16 protein-coding genes and 2 pseudogenes are annotated in these 19082 nt (G+C 55.0%); 12 read left to right on the top strand and 6 right to left on the bottom strand.

All coding sequences use genetic code 11. The features are described from left to right. Positions 1 to 340: 340 nt before the first annotated feature. From trpD to EV680_RS00205, 6 genes are all read right to left on the bottom strand, one after another. Positions 341 to 1375: an anthranilate phosphoribosyltransferase gene (trpD, locus tag EV680_RS00230; RefSeq protein ID WP_132951987.1), complete on the bottom strand. Its 1035-nt coding sequence runs from the start codon at positions 1373 to 1375 to the stop codon at positions 341 to 343. A 23-nt stretch (positions 1376 to 1398) separates the two neighbouring features. Then, on the bottom strand, positions 1399 to 1986 hold the full coding sequence (locus EV680_RS00225; RefSeq protein ID WP_132951985.1) for an aminodeoxychorismate/anthranilate synthase component II: 588 nt from the start codon (positions 1984 to 1986) through the stop codon (positions 1399 to 1401). 219 nt (positions 1987 to 2205) lie between these two features. Continuing rightward, positions 2206 to 2970, bottom strand: coding sequence for an endonuclease/exonuclease/phosphatase family protein (locus tag EV680_RS00220; RefSeq protein ID WP_243650308.1), 765 nt, complete (start codon positions 2968 to 2970; stop codon positions 2206 to 2208). Between the two features lie 153 nt (positions 2971 to 3123). Next, positions 3124 to 4158, bottom strand: coding sequence for a Holliday junction branch migration DNA helicase RuvB (ruvB, locus tag EV680_RS00215; RefSeq protein WP_132951981.1), 1035 nt, complete (start codon positions 4156 to 4158; stop codon positions 3124 to 3126). A gap of 192 nt (positions 4159 to 4350) precedes the next feature. Next, the gene (locus tag EV680_RS00210) at positions 4351 to 4656 is read right to left on the bottom strand and encodes a hypothetical protein (RefSeq protein ID WP_132951979.1); all 306 of its coding nucleotides are present in this window, start codon (positions 4654 to 4656) and stop codon (positions 4351 to 4353) included. Positions 4657 to 4724: 68 nt separating this feature from the next. Next, on the bottom strand, positions 4725 to 5216 hold the full coding sequence (locus tag EV680_RS00205) for a peptidylprolyl isomerase (protein ID WP_132951977.1): 492 nt from the start codon (positions 5214 to 5216) through the stop codon (positions 4725 to 4727). Positions 5217 to 5370: 154 nt separating this feature from the next. Between EV680_RS00205 and EV680_RS00200 the strand changes: the two genes are divergently transcribed. From EV680_RS00200 to fhuB, 12 genes and pseudogenes are all read left to right on the top strand, one after another. Next, the gene (locus EV680_RS00200) at positions 5371 to 5994 is read left to right on the top strand and encodes a flavin prenyltransferase UbiX (RefSeq protein WP_132951975.1); all 624 of its coding nucleotides are present in this window, start codon (positions 5371 to 5373) and stop codon (positions 5992 to 5994) included. Between the two features lie 281 nt (positions 5995 to 6275). Further along, the gene (locus tag EV680_RS00195; protein WP_132951973.1) at positions 6276 to 6794 is read left to right on the top strand and encodes a hypothetical protein; all 519 of its coding nucleotides are present in this window, start codon (positions 6276 to 6278) and stop codon (positions 6792 to 6794) included. Positions 6795 to 7074: 280 nt separating this feature from the next. Further along, on the top strand, positions 7075 to 8415 hold the full coding sequence (locus tag EV680_RS00190) for a paraquat-inducible protein A (protein WP_132951971.1): 1341 nt from the start codon (positions 7075 to 7077) through the stop codon (positions 8413 to 8415). Further along, positions 8405 to 10048 carry an intermembrane transport protein PqiB gene (gene pqiB / locus EV680_RS00185; protein ID WP_132951969.1) on the top strand — a complete coding sequence of 548 codons (1644 nt, stop codon included), beginning with the start codon at positions 8405 to 8407 and terminating at the stop codon, positions 10046 to 10048. The genes EV680_RS00190 and pqiB overlap by 11 nt, the downstream gene beginning before the upstream one ends. After that, on the top strand, positions 10048 to 10575 hold the full coding sequence (locus tag EV680_RS00180; RefSeq protein WP_132951967.1) for a PqiC family protein: 528 nt from the start codon (positions 10048 to 10050) through the stop codon (positions 10573 to 10575). Before pqiB ends, EV680_RS00180 begins: the two co-directional genes overlap by 1 nt. A gap of 92 nt (positions 10576 to 10667) precedes the next feature. Beyond that, the gene (locus tag EV680_RS00175; protein WP_132951965.1) at positions 10668 to 12317 is read left to right on the top strand and encodes a multidrug ABC transporter permease/ATP-binding protein; all 1650 of its coding nucleotides are present in this window, start codon (positions 10668 to 10670) and stop codon (positions 12315 to 12317) included. Between the two features lie 221 nt (positions 12318 to 12538). Continuing rightward, a complete protein-coding gene (locus EV680_RS11990) occupies positions 12539 to 12781 on the top strand; it encodes a hypothetical protein (RefSeq protein WP_207894255.1) in 243 nt (80 codons plus the stop codon). 27 nt (positions 12782 to 12808) lie between these two features. Further along, a pseudogene (locus tag EV680_RS00170) lies at positions 12809 to 14632 on the top strand (TonB-dependent siderophore receptor); the annotation flags it as partial. A 281-nt stretch (positions 14633 to 14913) separates the two neighbouring features. Next, positions 14914 to 15129: pseudogene (locus EV680_RS12155) on the top strand (ATP-binding cassette domain-containing protein); the annotation flags it as partial. An 88-nt stretch (positions 15130 to 15217) separates the two neighbouring features. Next, positions 15218 to 15691, top strand: coding sequence for an ABC transporter ATP-binding protein (locus tag EV680_RS00165; RefSeq protein ID WP_279387848.1), 474 nt, complete (start codon positions 15218 to 15220; stop codon positions 15689 to 15691). 221 nt (positions 15692 to 15912) lie between these two features. Beyond that, complete coding sequence (locus EV680_RS00160; protein ID WP_132951963.1) at positions 15913 to 16794, top strand: ABC transporter substrate-binding protein; 882 nt, start codon at positions 15913 to 15915, stop codon at positions 16792 to 16794. Then, positions 16788 to 18755 carry a Fe(3+)-hydroxamate ABC transporter permease FhuB gene (gene fhuB, locus EV680_RS00155; protein WP_132951961.1) on the top strand — a complete coding sequence of 656 codons (1968 nt, stop codon included), beginning with the start codon at positions 16788 to 16790 and terminating at the stop codon, positions 18753 to 18755. Before EV680_RS00160 ends, fhuB begins: the two co-directional genes overlap by 7 nt. Positions 18756 to 19082 lie beyond the last annotated feature (327 nt).

Raw genomic sequence — 19082 nt, 5'->3', positions numbered from 1 at the left:
AATGTATACAGCCTGAGGCCTTTGCAAAACACCCTTTCCGTCGCTCCTGCGCAGGCAGGAGCCCAGTCTGAAGCGCAGCTTCAGTTGTCGGGCAGGTAGCTACCATGAAAATATGAGAAATCAAATATTTGATTTTATAAAAAATTTATTATTTTCAGAAATATGTGAGATAAGCAAGGCGCTGCTTTGCACTGGACACCCGCCTGCGCAGGAGCGACGGAAAGGGTGTTTTACAAAGGCCTCAGCCTGATCTATAAAACATCGGCTTCCAGTTTATTGATACCCATAAAAAATGCCATCTGAAAGCTTTCAGACGGCATTTTAACAAGCCTGTTTATTTTCAACCCTGAGCCAAGCGCTGCGATGCGGCCACCAATTCTTGCTGTTTGGCGCGCGCCCTGCCCGAATCGATGGCTTCGCGCGCGGCTTCCACGCCCGCTTCCAAAGAATCGGCAACATTCGCCGCATAAATGGTGGCCGCCGCATTGAGCAGCACGATATCGCGCGCAGCACCGGCTTCGCCGGCCAACACGCGGTTCATCATCGCCAGCGATTGGGCGGCATCGGCCACTTTGATGTCGTCGAGGTTTTCGCGCACGGCAATGCCGAATTGCTCGGGGTGGATACTGTATTCGCTGATTTCGCCGTTTTTAAGCTCGGCCACGCGGCTCTGGCCGGTGAGGGTGATTTCATCGAGCCCGTCGCTGCCGTGCACCACCAACACATGCTCGGCGCCCAGCTGCTGCAACACGCGCGAAAGTATGCCCACCAAATCAACGTGAAACACGCCCAACACCTGATTGGGCGCGGCGGCCGGATTGGTGAGCGGCCCCAAAATATTAAACACGGTTTTCACGCCTAAGGCTTTGCGCACGGGCGCTACATGACGCATGCTGCTGTGGTGGTTGGGCGCAAACATAAAGCCCATGCCGGTTTCTTCGATGCATTGCCCCACTTTTTCAGGCGAGAGGCCGAGCGACACGCCCATCTCTTCCATCACATCGGCCGCGCCGCTGGATGACGACACCGAGCGCCCGCCGTGTTTGGCCACTTTGGCGCCGGCCGCCGCGGCCACAAACATGGCGGTGCTGGAAATATTGAACGTGTGCGCGCCATCGCCGCCGGTGCCCACAATGTCCACCAAATGCTGCTTGCCGGCCACGGGCACCGGCGTGGCGAATTCGCGCATCACGCCGGCGGCGGCGGCGATTTCGGCCACGGTTTCCACCTTCATGCGCAAGGCCACCAACAAAGCGGCCACCATTTCCGGCGCCACCTGCGCGCTCATGATTTGGCGCATCAGGCCGCTCATTTCATCGTGAAACAATTCGTTGTTGTCTAAAAGCCGCGCAAGCGCTTGCTGGGGCGTAATCATAAGGTTCTCTTTATGCGGATGATTTAAAAGGCCGTCTGAAAGTTTTTGAATTCAATCAAGAAATTATTCAGCATCTCGTGGCCGTGCTCGGTGAGCAGCGCTTCGGGGTGAAACTGCACGCCTTCGAGCGGCAGGCTTTGATGGCGCACGCCCATGATTTCGCCGTCGTCGGTCCAGGCGCTGATGTTCAGGCATTCGGGCAGGCTTTCGCGCTCGATCACCAAGCTGTGGTAGCGCGTGCACGTTACCGGGTTGGGCAGGCCTTGAAACATGCCTTGAGCATGGTGATGCACCGGCGACACTTTGCCGTGCATCAGCGTTTTGGCGCGCACAATATGGCCGCCAAAGGCTTCGCCGATGGCCTGATGGCCCAAGCAAACGCCCATAATCGGCAGCTTGCCGGCAAAATGCTGAATCGCGGCCACAGAAATGCCGGCCTCGCGCGGCGAACAGGGGCCGGGGCCTATCACCAGATATTGGGGCTTGAGCGCTTCGATTTCGGCCGGCGTGATGTCGTCGTTGCGGCGCACCAGCACTTCTTGGCCGAGCTCGGCGAAATATTGCACGATGTTGTAGGTGAAGCTGTCGTAATTGTCTATCATCAAGAGCATGATGTTCTTTCGCAAAACAGGTGCGCGGCGGCAAGAGGCCGTCTGAAAGCGCGATTATACCGCGTTTTAACACAATATTAACGCACAATATGCAGATTATCGGGGCGCCGGATATGGGCAGCAAATTTTGGCCGAACCGGCATTATCACACCGCAAAGGCCGTCTGAAACCATGAGCAACGGCTTCAGACGGCCTCAAGATAGCCAACATCCACACCGCTCAAGGCAGGCGCGGGCGCACTTTGGCGCTCAAGGGCAGATGGTCGGACAAAAGCTGCCATTGCCGGCTTTTGTGCACTTGCGCATCGAGCACTTCCAAATTGCGCGTGTAGATGCGGTCGAGGCTGAGCAGCGGCATGCGTGCGGGGAACGTTTTCGGGCGCTGCCCCAGCGTGTCGATAAACACTTCCTGTAAATTGAGCGCACTGCCGAGCGAAAGACAGGATTTTTGCCGCCAATCGTTAAAATCGCCGGCGATAATCAGCGGGCTCATCGGGTGCACATGCCGGCTCACATATTCAAAAATGGCCTGATATTGCTTGTTGCGGTCGGGCTCGCGCAAATTCAGATGCGCACACAAACACACCAGCGGAAACGGCCAGCCTTCGGGATGGATTTCGCAATGCAGCACGCCGCGCTGCTCGAGTTTGTTCACACTGATATTGAGGTTGTGGCGCGTTTCAATCGGCAGATGGCTCAAAATGGCATTACCATGATGGCGCTCGGGAAACACTGCGTTTTTGCCGTAGCTGCTGTAAAACGAAAGATGCTCGCTGATGATGTCGTAATGCGGCTGGGCGGGAAACGCGGGCAGCTTGAGCTGGCGGCGCAGGTTTTCACCCTGCACCTCCTGCAAAAAAAGCACGTCGGATTTCAAGCCCTGCAAGGCCTCGGCCATGCTTTCAACCTGCACTTTGCGGTTGAGCGCCGACATGCCTTTGTGCATATTATAAGTGGCAATGATAATCGGAGAATGTTCAGACATGGTGTGTTCTTTATTATCCGGGGTTAACTTGATTATTCTAAGCGGATGCCGTTTAAGTTATGCTAACTATAGTTAAAAATATACTGCCGCTTGCCAAAAAATTCAAATCAATGATGTAAAAGGCCGTCTGAAAACTTTTCAGACGGCCTCTCGCTATTCTTTTTCCTGCTGCAAACCAAAGTGCAGATAGCTGATTTGCGTGGCCATGCGCCCGCGCGGGGTGCGCTGCAAAAAGCCTTGCTGAATCAGATAAGGCTCGATCACGTCTTCAATGGTGTCGGTGGATTCGCCGATGGCGGCGGCCACGTTTTCCAGCCCCACCGGGCCGCCGCTGAATTTGTGCAAAATGGCTTCGAGAAATTTCCGGTCCATCACATCAAGCCCCGCCGCATCCACATCGAGCATGGAAAGCGCCGCATCGGCCACTTCGGCGCTGATGATGCCGTTGTTTTTCACCTCGGCATAATCGCGCACGCGCCGCAGCAGGCGGTTGGCGATGCGCGGTGTGCCGCGGCTGCGGCGGGCGATTTCCCACGCGCCCTCTGCGCCCATGTTCAATTGCAGCAATTGCGCCGAACGCGCCACAATGGTGGCCAAATCGTGGGTTTCGTAAAATTCCAGCCGCGACACAATGCCGAAGCGGTCGCGCAAAGGGTTGGTGAGCATACCGGCGCGGGTGGTGGCGCCCACCAGCGTGAAAGGCGGCAAGTCGATTTTTACCGAACGCGCCGCCGGGCCTTCGCCGATCATGATGTCGAGCTGGTAATCTTCGAGCGCCGGATAAAGAATTTCTTCCACCACCGGGCTTAAGCGGTGGATTTCATCGATAAAGAGCACATCGTGCGGCTCTAAATTGGTGAGCAGCGCCGCCAAATCGCCGGCGCGCTCGAGCACGGGGCCGCTGGTTTGGCGCAGGTTCACGCCCAATTCTTTGGCGATAATGTGCGCCAACGTGGTTTTGCCCAAGCCCGGCGGGCCGAATAATAAAGTGTGGTCGAGCGCTTCGCCGCGCTTTTTGGCCGCCTCGATAAAAATCGCCAATTGCTCTTTGGCTTTGGCCTGGCCGATATAATCGGCCAATGTTTTCGGGCGCAGAGCGCGTTCGAGCAGCTCTTCTTGCGAAGAAATGCTTTGCGCGGTGATGATGCGCTGAGGCGCGGCGGCGGTGAGCTTGTCGGTTTGCAGCATGATGGTGGGCTTTGGTAAAAATCAGTTGGATGATACCTGAAAACAACAGCTTTGGCTTGCAAAGGCCGTCTGAAAAGCCGTCTGGAAATATGTGCCGGCCAAGTTTCAGACGGCCTGCAGCAAAATGAAATGCGGACAAACCCCGAATCCGCATTTCTCAAACTGGGCTTGAAAGATTTTCCACCGTTTTCTTCAGCCGCGCTGCTCGCGCCACATCAGGTAATCGCGCAGCGGCGGCACGGGCGGATTGAGGCAATGCGGGCACACGCCGGTGATGTCTTCATCGTCTTCTTCGATGTGCAGCGCGTTGGGATCGAACCTCGCCTGCTGCATCACAGCCTGCGCCAACGCCTGCGCTTGCACCACGTCGAATTCAAAATTGTCCACAATCTCGGCCAGTAAGCTTTGCTCGGCATCGCTGAAGCCTGCGCTGTGTTCGGCTATCAGGCGGATATAGTCGGGGTTGCGGATTTTGAGGGTGAGTAAATCGGTGTTCATAATCGTCCGTGTGTATGATGTCAAAGGCCGTCTGAAATCTTTTCAGACGGCCTGTTGCGGTAAAACGCTTATACGATTTCGGCTTTGGTGATCACCACCGCATCTTGCGGCACATCATCATGATAGCCGTGGCGTTTGGTTTTCACGCCTTCAATCGCATCCACCACATCTTGGCCTTCCACCACTTTGCCAAACACGGCATAGCCCCAGCCGTGCATGCTCGGATCGGTGTGGTTCAAAAAGTCGTTGTTTTTGGTGTTGATGAAAAACTGCGCCGAAGCCGAATGCGGCGCTTGGGTGCGCGCCATCGCCACGGTGTATTTATCGTTTTTCAGGCCGTTTTGCGCTTCGTTTTGAATCGGCTCGCGGGTGGCTTTTTCGTTCATGTTTTCATCCATGCCGCCGCCCTGAATCATAAAGCCTTTGATGACGCGGTGGAAAATCACGCCGTCGTAAAAGCCGTCTTTCACATATTGCTCGAAGTTGGCCGCGGTAACGGGCGCTTTTTCATGGTCGAGCTCGATGCCGATGGTGCCGAAATTGGTGTGCAGTTTAATCATATTAACAATCCTTGTTGGGCTGGTTTGAATCTTTTAATAGATGGGGAAGCCGCTCAAAATATTCAAGGCCGTCTGAAAAGATTTTTCTGCATGCTTTCAGACGGCCTCTGCCTTTTGCTACAATAAGCGCCTGATTTTGCAAATTGCCGCCTTTATGAACACGCCCGCCCATCCGATTCAAACCGTCACCCTCGCCTTCACCGGCGCTTCCGGCATGCCTTACGGTATGCGCCTGCTCGAATGCCTGCTGAGCGCGGACAAAACCGTGTGGCTGCTTTATTCGCAGGCGGCGCAAGTGGTGGCGCAGCAGGAAATGGGGCTGAGCCTGCCCGCTTCGGCCGCTGCCTGCCAAGCGGCTTTGTGTGCGCAATTTAACGTGTCCGCCGAGAGTTTGCGCGTGTTTGGCAAAGACGAATGGTTTGCGCCACCCGCCTCGGGCACCAATCCTGCCGACGCGATGATTATCTGCCCGGCCAGCATGGGCGTGGTGGCCGCGGTGGCGCACGGCACTTCCGATCACTTAATCGAGCGCGCCGCCGATGTGGCGCTGAAAGAGCGCCGCCCGCTGATTATTGTGCCGCGCGAAACGCCTTTTTCCACCCTGCATCTGGAAAACCTGCTCAAGCTCTCGCAATACGGCGCCGTGATTCTGCCGCCCTCGCCCGGCTTTTACCACCACCCGCAGCAAATCGGTGATTTGGTTGATTTCGTGGTGGCGCGTATTCTCGACCAATTGCGCATTCCGCACACCTTGATGCGCAAATGGGGCGAAAAATAATATGGAAGCTTTACAACAATTTATCGCCATGATTGCAGCTTTCGCCAAATGGATATTGACAATACTCGATGCTTTGTTTTAACCTGCCAGCCATGAACTCACAAGCCATTCGCCCCTTTGCTTATTTTTATTGGTACCCCACAAACGTGCGGTACTTTTTTGCGCTTGTCTGATTCGTTCAGATTCCAAACTTTAAGCAAACGCGAAAACTTCAGCCGCCACAGATAAATCGGGCGGCTTTTTTATTTGCCGCCGCCACCCGCCACACAGGAGCAGATAAAATGAAAACCGCACCCCAAGCCCAACACCCCGCTATCGAAACCGCGCCTTTGCACCGCAGCCATTTAATTGTAGACGGCAACAGCCACCGCACCGATTTGTGCCGCCACCCGCTGCCCGAGGGCAAACAGGCTGCGCTCATCAGCGAAGCGCTGCTGCCGCAAATCCGCACCACCGCCACGCTGATTGCCGCCATGCGCCACGATTTCAGCCAAGCCAGCCCCGATGTGTTCACCGAAGAGGCCGATTGGTTTGCCGCGCGCATTATCGTGCTGGGCGTGCGCCGCTTCCACCTCGACATCACCCTCGCGCCCATGCTGCACACCGCCAACCGCCGCGCCCAAGCCTTTGCCCGCGCCCGCGGCCTGCCTTTTGCCGCCGCCGAAATGCGCATGAGCCTGCACGCCGGCCGCCCCGCCAACCTGCTGATTATCGAAACCGAACACGCCTGCCCCATCAGCGGCAATATCGTGGCCGACAGCCTGGCATTGGCACACACCTTGCCGGCCATTACCCTCTGATTTTTTTTCAGACGGCCTCAACACATAGAAACCCGAAAGGCATCATCATGCACGCATGGCAACAGTTTGATTTGCAAAACACCCGTTACGCCGCCGGTTTTTACCGCTATCGGCGCTATGGTTATTGAACGTGTGTTTTTCAAATCAAGTTGGCTTCAGGCCGTCTGAAAAAGCTTTCAGACGGCCTTTTGCATAATTTGCAAAGATTGCCGGGCGCATATTGTTTTTCCGTTATAATTCTGCCTTGCCAACGCCCTAAGCCGCTTTAGCCAACCGCAATATGCCCCCAATTTACAAACCCGTTTATGCCTACCGCCGCTGGTGGCGCTATCAGCTTTTCCGCCCCGATGCCACTTTGCCCGCGCACACGCTCGACTGCCCCGAATGCGGCCAGCGGGTGCACTTGCCGCGCCTGCGCCAAGGTCAGGAAGCGCATTGCCCCACTTGCGGTTATGAATTGGTGGAGGTTGAAAAAAATCCTTATCTCGCGCCGCTGGCCTATGCTTCCACCGCCTTGATTTTGATGACTTTTGCCTACAGCATGATGTTTATCACCGTGTCGCTACCGGGGGCAACGGCCATCCTCACGCTGCCATCGATGCTCCAATCGCTGATTTTATTCGACTTCGGCTTTTTGGCCGAGGTGATGTTTGTGCTCACTTTCGGCACACCGGCGCTGTTTTTATTTTTATGCCTTTATGTTTACACGGCGCTGGTGCGCAAAAAAAACTATCCCGGCCTGTTTTATGCCACGCGCATACTCTCGCGGCTGCGCCATTGGATTATGGTGGATGTGTTTTTCATCGCCACGCTGGTGGCCTATATCAAGCTTGCCGCCGTGGCGCAGGTGCAGTTTGGTGCGGCTTTTTGGCTGATGTTTGCGCTTTCGGTGATGCTGATCCGCACCGCGGTGTCGATTCCGCAGCATTGGGTGTATTACAAAATCCACGCCATGCAGGGGCGAAATGCGATTCAGACGGCCTCTGCTGATAAAATTTGTTGCAGCAGATGCCTTTATTTCCGCAACCGCACCGAAACCACCTGCGGCGTGTGCGGCTCGGCGCTCTTTCGCCGCCGCCCCAAAAGCCTGAGCATTTCGCTGGCCTTGCTGCTGGCCGCCGCGGTGCTGTATATTCCGGCCAATGTGCTGCCCATCATGATTTCGGCCAACCCGCTCAAAACAGAAGTGAGCACCATCCTCAACGGCATTGCCTATATGTGGCGCGACGGCGATAAATTAATTGCGCTGATTATTTTCAGCGCCAGCATTTTGGTGCCCACGCTGAAAATCGTGTCGATGGGCTTTCTGATTGCCAGCGCCCGTTTCCACCCGCCCTTAAGCGCGCCGAAAATGGCGCTGATCTACCGGCTCACCGATGCGGTGGGGCGCTGGTCGATGATTGATATTTTTGTGATTATTATTTTGATGAGCGCTTTTCACACGCCGCTTGCCCGCGTCACACCCGGCGCCGCCTCGCTCTATTTCTGCCTTGTGGTGATTTTAACCATGCTTTCGGCCTATTTTTTCGACCCCCGCCTGATTTGGGATAAAGCACGCGAGCAGGCAGAAAACAGGCCGTCTGAAAACCTTACCGCCCTTTCCGCCCGATATGACCGATAAAACCCATCCCCCCACCCAACCTGTGCCCGCCCGTGTGCGCAAAACCAATGTGTTCACCTCTGTGGTGTGGCTCATTCCGCTGATCGCCCTTTTCGCCGGCGGCTGGCTTTTGATGCAGAATATCCGCAATACCGGCCCCGAAATCACCTTGCTGATGGACAGCGCCGAGGGCATCGAAGTGAACAACACCGTGATTAAAGTGCTCAGCGTTGAAGTGGGCCGCGTTACCCGCATCAAGTTGCGCGCCGACCAAAAAGGCGTGGCCGTCACCGCCCGCCTCAGCGCCGATGCTAAAGATTTAATGCGCCAAGACACCCAATTTTGGGTGGTGAAACCGCGCATCGACCAAAGCGGCGTTACTGGCCTCAACACCTTGGTGTCAGGCGCCTACATCGCCTTTACGCCCGGCAAAAGCGCTGAAAACCAAGACACTTTCACCGTGCTCGACATGCCGCCTATCGCCGCCATCGGCCAAAGCGGTTTGCGCCTGAAGCTCTCAGGCAAAAACAACAAAATGCTCAGCGTCGGCAGCCCGATATTGTATGAAAACTTCACCGTCGGCCAAATTGAAAGCGCCCGCTTCAACCCGAAAAACGAAACCGTCGACTACACCATTTTCATCCAAAGCCCCAACGACAAATTAGTGGGGAAAAACAGCCAATTCTGGCTCGAAACCGGATTCAGCATCAACACCACCGGCAGCGGCATCCATATTGATTCCGCACCGCTGCCCGCGCTGCTCTCCGGTGCCATTTCTTTCGCCCCGCCCATCGGCGGCGACAAAGGCGCAACGCCGGCCAATGAAGACACTTTCGAGCTTTACAACAACCGCAACGAAATCGACAACCTGCCCGGCCAAAGAGCGCTTTATTATGTGGCCTTTTTCAAAAGCAGCGTGCGCGGCCTCGCTGTGGGCGCACCGGTGGAATACAAAGGCATCAATGTCGGTACCGTGGCCGATGTGCCCTATTTCGCCCACAACGACAGCCTGAAATTGTTCCAAAACGGCTGGGTGCCTGTGCGCATCCGCCTTGAGCCTGCGCGCATGGAAATCAACGCCCAAGCACAAAGCCGCGAGCATTGGCAAAGCCAGCTTCAAACCGCGCTCAACAAAGGCCTCACCGCCACCTTAAGCAGCAACAATCTCGTGCTCGGCAGCAAAATGATTGAGCTCGTGGAAGCGGCCGAGGGCAGCAGCAGGCTCAAGCCTTATGCCGATTATGCCGGCCAAACCGTGATTGCCACCCAAGGCGGCGGCCTCGACGATTTGCAGGCCAAGCTGGCCTCCTTGCTGGATAAATTCAACAAACTGCCGCTCGAGCAAACCGTGGGCGAGCTCAATGCCTCGCTGCGCAATCTGCAAACCACCCTCAAATCAGCCGAGCGCCTCATCAGCCAGCCGCAAACACAAGCCATGCCGCAAGCGCTCAACCAAACCTTGGCCGAATTGCGCCAAACCCTGCAAGGCGTGTCGCCGCAATCGCCGCTTTACGGCGACGTGCAGGCCACCCTGCAAAGCATAGACCAAACCCTGAAAGATGCGCAGCCGCTTATCAATACCTTGAAAGAAAAGCCCAACGCACTGATTTTCAACAGCAACATCAAAGATCCGACACCGAAAGGAAGCCGCTGATGCGCCGATTAATCCTTGCCGGCATCGCCGCAACCGCGCTGGCGGCATGCAGCACACCGCAAGCCACACAATATTTCACCCTGCCCGACAGCCAATACAGCCTGCCGCCGCAACGCGGCAGCGAAATCGCCGTGCGTGTGATTTTGAGCGAGCCTTTAAACAACGGCGGCCTGGTTTATCAAACCGATGCCTACCGCATCAATTTCGCCCGCAACCATTTGTGGGCAAGCGCACTCGATAACGCGCTGGCCGCCAGCTTCAGCAACAAACTCAACCGTCTTAACTCACGCTACCGTTTTACCCCTGCCAACAGAAGCAGCGTAGGCGCGCCCACACTGAAAATCTATATAGAAGCCTTTCAGGGCAGCTATCAGGGGCAAACCCTTGTGCGCGGTTATAGCGTATGGCCTGATGGGCAAAGCCGAAATTTCAACGCCGAAACGCCGCAACAAGGCGACGGCTACACCGCCATGGTGGAATCGCTTAATGAAGGCGTAGCCACCGCTGCCGGCACAATTGTCCGCTAACTTGATACCGTTTTACCTCAAGGCCGTCTGAAACGATGTTCAGACGGCCTGAATCCTGATACTTCCCGCTTTTTACTCCTCTGCTCCCACCCATGAACATCATCAGCCTTGTTTTCCACCAGCACCGCAAACCTTTTCTGGCCATGTTTGCCCTCACGCTGCTTTCCGGCCTGCTCGGCATCGGCGTATTGGTTTTTATCAACAGCTACCTGCTGCAAAGCGGTGAAACCACTGTGCAGGGCGTGATGTGGCAATTTGCCGCCTTGCTGGTGCTTTATCTTGCCGCCGCCACATTTGCGCAAATCCGTTTGTCGAAACTCGGGCATCAGTTTGTGTTCGAACTGCGCACGCAATTGCTCAAACGCATCATGGATTCGCACGATGCGCAAATCCAGCTTACCGGCAAACCCAGGCTTTTGGCCAGCTTGTCCAACGACATCCGCAGCATCAGCATGGCTTTTGCGCGGCTGCCCGAATTGGTGCAGGGTGTTTTGTTTACTTTCGGTTGCAGCGCCTATCTGATTTGGCTGTCGCCGAAGCTGTTTATCGTCACCGCCTTGATTCTTACCGTTATGATTTTGGGCAGCCATTATGTGGTCAAACGCGTCTACACCAGCTTCAAAGCCATGCGCGGCTTTGAAGACAAGCTCTACGCCCACTACGAAACCAGCCTTGACGGCCACAAAGAGCTGAAACTCAACCGCTACCGCGCCGAACGCTTCTACAACGAAGATTTCACCGCCGCAGCCGCACAAAACCGCCATTACGCCATCCGCGCCGACAGCTACCACGCCTTCGCCGTCAACTGGGGCAACACCCTGATGCTAGCCGCCGTCGGCATCATTTTCTACCTCTCGATTTACCACCATTGGGCAAGCCTTGCCGATGCCGCCACCATTACCATGACCGTATTGTTTATGCGTTCGCCGCTCTCGCAGGCCATCGGTGCCTTTCCCATGCTGATGAACAGCCAAGTCGCGCTCAATGCCTTGAATGATTTGGGCTTAACCGATTACCAAAGCAGCTTTCACGGCAACGAAACCCTGCCGCAAAACTGGCAGAGCATCCGCCTTGAAAACATCACCTATGCCCATCCCATGCAAGGCGGCCATCATTTTGCGCTCCAACCCGTCAATCTCACCCTCAAGCGTGGCGAAACCGTGTTTCTGATTGGCGCCAACGGTTCGGGCAAATCCACGTTGTCGATGGTATTGGCGGGCTTATACACACCGCAAAGCGGCAAAATATTTGTCGACAACACCGAAATCACCGAAGCCAACCGCAGCGCCTACCGCCAACTGTTTGCCAGCGTGTTCACCGATTTCCATTTGTTTGAAAAACTGGTCGGCGATAAAGGCGAAGACGTCTCGGCCGAATTGATTGCCGAATGGTTAGGCCGTCTGAAAATGGATGAAAAAGTGAAAATCGAGCAAAGCCGCATTCTCAACAGCAAACTTTCGCAAGGCCAGAAAAAGCGCTTGGGGCTCTTAGCCGCCGCGCTTGAAAACCGCAGCATGCTGATACTCGACGAATGGGCTGCCGACCAAGACCCGCAATTTCGCCGCATGTTTTACGAAACCCTGCTGCCGCTGCTGCAACAGCAAGGCTGCACCGTGTTTGCCATCAGCCACGACGACAAATATTTCCACCATGCCGAACGCATCATCTCAATGAAACACGGCTTATTGAGTGAATACGGCGCGGAAGAAGCGGTTAGAGTGGCAGACGAACACAGCCGTTAAAGCTTCAGACGGCCCATCCAAACACAAACAAAAATTCGTATCATTCACACAATAGTCTTTTTCGCTTCCGGTCGATATTCTCTGTTTAACCGTTTTCCAAACTACAAGCTGCCATAAAATCGTTATAATCCTTACCGAATTAAAAATCATTCACAATCAGGCCGTCTGAAACGCCGAAGCATGATTTCAGACGGCCTGATTTATTCGAAAAAGGATTCTTGATGCAACACACTATTTTCTTTACCCGCAGCCTGCTGGCCGCCGCCATCTTGAGCGCTTATACCCACGGTTTTGCCGCCGATGGCGACACGCAAAGCGCCGAGCTGGAAACGGTTAACGTGGTCGGCTCAATGAACAAACTGCAAACCGTGCCGTTTTTGCAGGCCAAAGATGCAGTCAACATTACCGCCGCAACGCTTTCCGAAGAAGGCGTGGAAAAAGCCGACGAAATCGGCCGCTACTAATCAGGCTTTACCAACCAGCCCTATGGCAGCGACACCAACACCAACTGGTTTCGCATCCGAGGTGCGGAAGCCAGCCAATCTTTTGACGGCGCCCCCGTCAACAATTACGGCTTCTTTACCCCGCACGTCGATACGTTCGGTATCGAAGCCGTTGAAATCACCAAGGGCGCAGATTCACTGACCTACGGCGCAGCCAACCCCGGCGGCCTGATCAACTACATCAGCAAGCGCCCGCACAAAAGCCAAGTCGGTAAAGGCGAAGTTAAAGCCCAAGCCGGCAACAACGGCCAATACGGCATTGCAGCCGATTACACCGGCAGCCTGAATGCCGATCAAAGCCTGCGCTACCGCCTGGTCGGCTCGTTTCGTGCTGCCGATGGCGATTGGAACGGCACCGACAATAAAACCTTTTATCTTGCGCCCTCTTTGGCTTGGGACATCACCGACCGCACCCGCCTGAGCCTGCTTGCCAGCTATCAGCGCGACAAAGGCACACCGAGCAGCAATTTTGTGCCGATGGCAGGTTCTTTGGTTGCCATCGACGGGCAAAAAGTCAACCCGACCACCAACCTTGGCGATCCTTCGGTTGACCATGAAACCAACAAACAATATTCATTGGGCTACGAATTCAGCCACGATTTCAACGACAGCCTGAGCTTCAGCTCCAACTACCGCTACACCCATATCGACAACCATCATTTAGGCACTTACGTATGGTCAAGCGTTGACCCCACAAACTACACCGCCACCCGCGATGCCGTGTTCAACGACGGCACCGCCAAAAATCACAGCATCGACAACCGCATCACTTGGCGTTGGCACAACGAAAACATTCGCAACACACTGGTTGCCGGTGTGGATTACCGCCAACAAAAAGTCAACGGCGTGTACCAATCGTTTGCCATCCCCACCATCGTTTCCCCCGGCACGGTTAATATCTTCTCGCCCACTTACGGCATCAGCGTGGACACGTCCAACATCCCGCGCAACGATTTGAAAGCCAGCCAGCTCGGCTTCTACCTGCAAGACAGCGTGCGCCTGTTTGACAAAGTAGGCATTAGCGCGGGCGTTCGCCATGATCGCGCCAAAAGTGAGGAATACACCAACAACCAATCGGTTAAAGCCAACCACACTTCATATGCCGGTTCGATTATGTATTTCGCACCGTTCGGCCTAAACCCCTATTTCGCCTACACCGAATCATTCCGCCTGCCCACCGGCTTGAGCGGCAACCAAACCCTGTACGACCCGCAAACCACCGAGCAATATGAAATCGGTTTGAAATACCTGCCCGCCTGGTTAGACGGCACCCTTTCCATTGCAGCCTTTAAAGCCAACGACAAAGGCGCGCTGATTTCCAATGCCGGCGGCACAGGCAATACCGTCAGCGGCGATGTTTCCAAACGCAAAGGCGTTGAGCTGCAAGCACAAGCACAAATCACCGACAACTTGAGCGGCCAGCTTGCCTACACCTATCAAACCCGCACCGATCGCGGCTCAGACGGCATCGACTACCACAACACCTTATTTGCCAAACACTCCGCCAGCTTGCGCGGCGTGTACGCCTTCGACCAAGGCACCTTGAACGGCTTATCGCTGGGCGCGGGCGTGCGCTATGTCGGCAGCAGCAAAGTAGACGGACAATGGGCAGTGGCCGCCTACAAAGGTTTGAAAGTGCCCTCATCCACCGTGTTCGACCTGTTTGCCCGCTACGATTTCGCCCGCAATTGGACCGCGCAAGTGAATGTGGACAATATCGGCAACCGCAAATACATCGCCGCCTGCGATGCGAGCTACTGCTATTACGGCCAAGGCCGCAGCATATTGGGCTCTGTCAGCTATAAATTCTGATAACCATTTGAAAAATCATTTTTTTAAGGAAGCTCCGAATAGCGCTGGCGAGTGGGTTTCGCCGGAAATTTTATACACGGCAAAAAACGCCGCCATGCATTATTCAGAGTCTTCTTTCAATAAATACCGTGAAATGCAAGAAAAAGTGATACAACACTACGCACTATAACAGGTAGGTTGGGTTGATAAACCCAACGTTTCAGACGGCCTTATCAGTGTCTGCGCACAATCAGAATTGTAATAATAATAACTATCATTTAAACTATACCATCTTATTTTTCATGCGGCCTCCTGTGTTCCAGCTTCAAAACCTCACCTTCAGCGTGCCCGGCCGCGTGTTGCTGCACGATATTTCCCTTGAATTCAAGCCGGATAAAGTTTATGGATTAATCGGCCACAACGGCTCGGGCAAATCCACTTTATTGAAACTGCTTACCCGCCAAAACCAGCCCACATCCGGCAATCTTTTGCTGGATAATCAGAATATTGCCGCCTATTCCGCCCACAATTACGCCAAACACGTGGCTTATCTGCCACAACACCTGCCCCGCTGCCACCGCACTGACCGCCGCCGAACTCATCAATATGGGGCGCTATGCCTGGAGCGGCCTGCTCGGGCGCAGCAGCAAGGCGGACAAACAAGCGGTTGCCGAAGCTTTCGCACTCACGCACACGGAAAAATTCGCCGACCAGATTGTCGACACCTTGTCCGGCGGCGAACGCTCGCGCATCTGGCTTGCAATGTGCTTGGCGCAGCAAAGCCGCTTTCTACTGCTTGACGAACCATTGGCCGCTCTCGACATCGCCCACCAACTCGAAGTGATGGCCTTAATCCGCGATTTGTCGCACCGCCTGCATTTGGGCGTGATTATCGTGATTCACGACATCAATCTGGCCGCACAATATTGCGACGAGTTGGTGGCATTGAAGCAAGGCCGCTTGCTCAAACAGGGCAAACCTACCGAAATTATGACCGCCGAAGTGTTGAACGATATTTACAGTGTGCAGATGAACATTATCCGCCATCCGCAAACCGGCGTGCCGGTGGCGTTACCTTGAAAAACCGCTTTTATTGTGCGGAAGGTTGGCAGGCCGTCTGAAAGTTTGCAGCACAATAAACCGTTTCCTGCAAACTTTCAGACGGCCTGTCATCTATTCCTTTTATATTCCTTTTGCGTAAAAAACCGAGAATGTAAAAACCACAAAACCCGGCCAATCAACCACACGCATTCAGACGGCTGAACAACGCAAAAGGCCGTCTGAAACCCATACAAACACTTATGCAAAAACACTTTTCAGACGGCCTCAAAACCGCCCTGCTCGTTTTATTCCTGCTCCCTGCGCCCATACAAGCGGCGCCACGTGTGGCCACTTCCGATTGGAGCACCGCCGAAACGCTGACCGCGATGGGACATCCGCCCGTGAGCGTGGGCGACAAACGCGCTTACGGCAACTGGGTCAATTATCCGCCGCTGCCAAACACCACGCTGGATGCGGGTTTGCGTTTCCAGCCGAATTTGGAGCGGCTGTATCAGATTAAGCCCGATATGTTTATCCAATCGCCGTGGTTTGCACATTTGAAACCGCAGTTTGAAAAAGTAGCGCCCGTGCGCGAAATCAGCTTTGCCGGCGACAAGGGCATCGCTTATCCGCAAACGCTGGCGGCCACGCGCGAACTCGGCAGCATCATCGGCGACAAAGCTGCTGCCGAACGTTTGATTCAGCAAACAGAAAAGCAATTCCAACAGCAAAAAAACACGCTTTTTCCATACCGCAAGCGGCCGTTGGCGGTGGTGCAGTTTGTCGATGCGCGCCATTTACGCATCTACGGCAACACCAGCCTGTTTAACGTGGTGATGCAAAAACTCGGCCTGAAAAATGCTTGGCAGGGCGAATCAAACGCGTGGGGCTTTGCCAATATCGCGCTTACCGATTTGGCCAAGCTGCCCCCCGATACGCTCTTAATTATCATACAGCCGCACCCGCGCAACACCCGCGCCGCGCTGGATAAAAGCGCATTGTGGCAGCGGCTGCCGTTTAGCAAGCCGCAAAACCGCCGCGTGTTGCCGCAGGCATGGAGCTACGGCGCATTGCCTTCTATGCAGCGTTTTGCCGATGAATTAGCAGCAAAACTGCCGTCTGAAAAGGAAATCGCATGGTAAATGTTTTCAGACGGCCTATTACCTGCTGGACTTGGGTTTTGTTGTTGACTGCGATCATGAGCAGCGGCTGGATTTTAAAACTGCAATGGCATTGGCCGCCGGCCGATTGGTTTGCCGCGCCCGATGCGCTGCCCATTGATGCGCTGATAGTGCAGAACAATACCTTGCCGCGCATGGCCATGGCTTTGCTTGCGGGCGGCGCACTGGCTTTGGCCACCATGTTGCTGCAACAAATCATGCGCAATCCACTCGCTTCCGACAGCACTTTGGCCGTGAGCAGCGGCGCGCAAACGGCTTTGGTGGCCGCTACGGTATTCGCGCCTGCCTTGCTGGCTTGGGGCAATGCGCCGGTAGCATTCGGCGGTGCGGCGTTGGCATTGGCGCTGGTGTTGTGGCTGTCGGCCCGGCGGGATTTGGTGCCGCTCTTGGTGGTGTTGGCCGGTTTGGTGACGGCGCTTTATTTGGGCGCATTTGCGGGCATCATCACGCTGTTTTATTCGGAAGAAACGCGCGGCATCATGCTTTGGGGGGCCGGCTCGCTGCTGCAAGACAGTTGGCACGATAGTTTGCAACTCTTGTGGCGCATTGCTGCGGCTGCCGCGCTGATTGCCATATTGGCAAAACCACTGGCGATGATGAGCCTGAGCGACACCCAGGCCGCCGCGCTCGGCATGCCGGTGAAAACCATCCGTTTGGCGGCATTGGCAGCGGCGGCTTTTCTCAGCGCCAACGTGGTCGGGATGGTGGGCATGATGGGTTTTGTCGGCCTGGCGGCGGCCACGGCGGTGCGGCAACTGGGCGTGCGCACTTTGTGGGCGCGTTTGCCGATGGCGTTTGTGTTCGGCGCGCTGATGCTGCTGCTCACGGATAACTTATTGGTATTGCTCAACCATTACCATCAAGTCGATTTACCTGCCGGCGCAGTAACAGGGCTGATTGGTGCGCCTTTATTATTGTGGCTGATGATGCGTCTGCCTGCCCGAGCACCCTTTCAGACGGCCTCGGCGCAAACCGTGGCGCGCACCCAAGCTTCGCCCTGGTTGCTCAGATTGCCTTTATTGCTGCTGTTTGCGGCAACTTTGGCTTTGCTGGCAGGACAAAGTGCCAACGGCTGGCAGCTTACCTTTCACCCCGATTTTCTCAATCTGCGTTACCTGCGCCTCTTCACCGCTGCCGCTTGCGGCATCATGCTCGCCACCGCCGGCGTATTTCTGCAACGGCTCACACAAAATCCGATGGCCAGCCCCGAATTGCTCGGCATCAGCTCCGGCACGGCTCTGGGCGTGTTGGCTGCGGTGTTGCTGTTTGATGTGCAGGTGCTCAGCAGCGTGTTTTGGTTCATCGGCATCAGCTCGGCCTTGTTTACTTTGTGGCTGATTATGCTGTTTAACCGTAAAAACGGCTTGCTGCCCGAAAAAGTATTGCTCACCGGCATTGCCGTGGCCGCACTGTCTGATGCCTTTATCCGCGTGTGGACGGCAGGCGGCGATTTGCGTGTTCAACAGCTTTTGATATGGCTTTCCGGTTCTACCTATCAAGCCACACCACTGCTTTCGGGTACGGTATTCGCAGCATCCATACTGCTCTTAGCCGCCGCCCTACCCCTGAGCCGCTGGCTGGGCTTGCTGGGTTTTAACGCAGTTGTGGCGCAATCGGCGGGCGTGAACGTGGCCGCCGCACGCACAGTTTTGATTGTTTTCAGCGCATTGCTCACCGCGCTGGCGACCCTGCTTATCGGCCCCTTGAGCTTCGTCGGCCTGCTCGCGCCCCATCTGGCCAATATGCTCGGCGCACGCCTGCCGCACCAACAGCTAACCGCCGCGGCCCTGATTGGCGCAACGGTGATGCTCTTGGCCGACTGGCTGGGCAGGCAAATCGGCTTTCCCTATGAAATCCCGGCCGGTTTGATGGCAACGCTGCTCGGCGGCGGTTATTTTCTGTTGATAATGCGGCGGATGTAAAAGCTCATACCTTATCCCGACACAACACTTTATACCGATTCAAAAAAGTGAGCTTACAAGACGGAAGCCTGCGACAGTACAGAGCGTACGGCAAGGCGAGACAACGAAGTTAGGTTATTTTTTTGGATTGGTATTACTGCACCTGCTATTTCATTTATATCATCATCAATATAAAAGGCCGTCTGAACACCTGTTAATGTTCAGACGGCCTTTTACTGTATCAACCGCTTCGTTTTATTGTTATCTCATTATCTGCTTTCCATAAAAACTTTGCCGCTCAAACTATTTACAGCCTATCCAAGCCGTTTTACAGTATCCGTAATCACT

Source organism: Uruburuella suis (genome assembly GCF_004341385.1).
Lineage (GTDB): Bacteria > Pseudomonadota > Gammaproteobacteria > Burkholderiales > Neisseriaceae > Neisseria > Neisseria suis.
The sequence above is the reverse complement of the archived record's forward strand: the minus strand, read 5'-3'. Positions and strand labels throughout refer to the sequence as shown.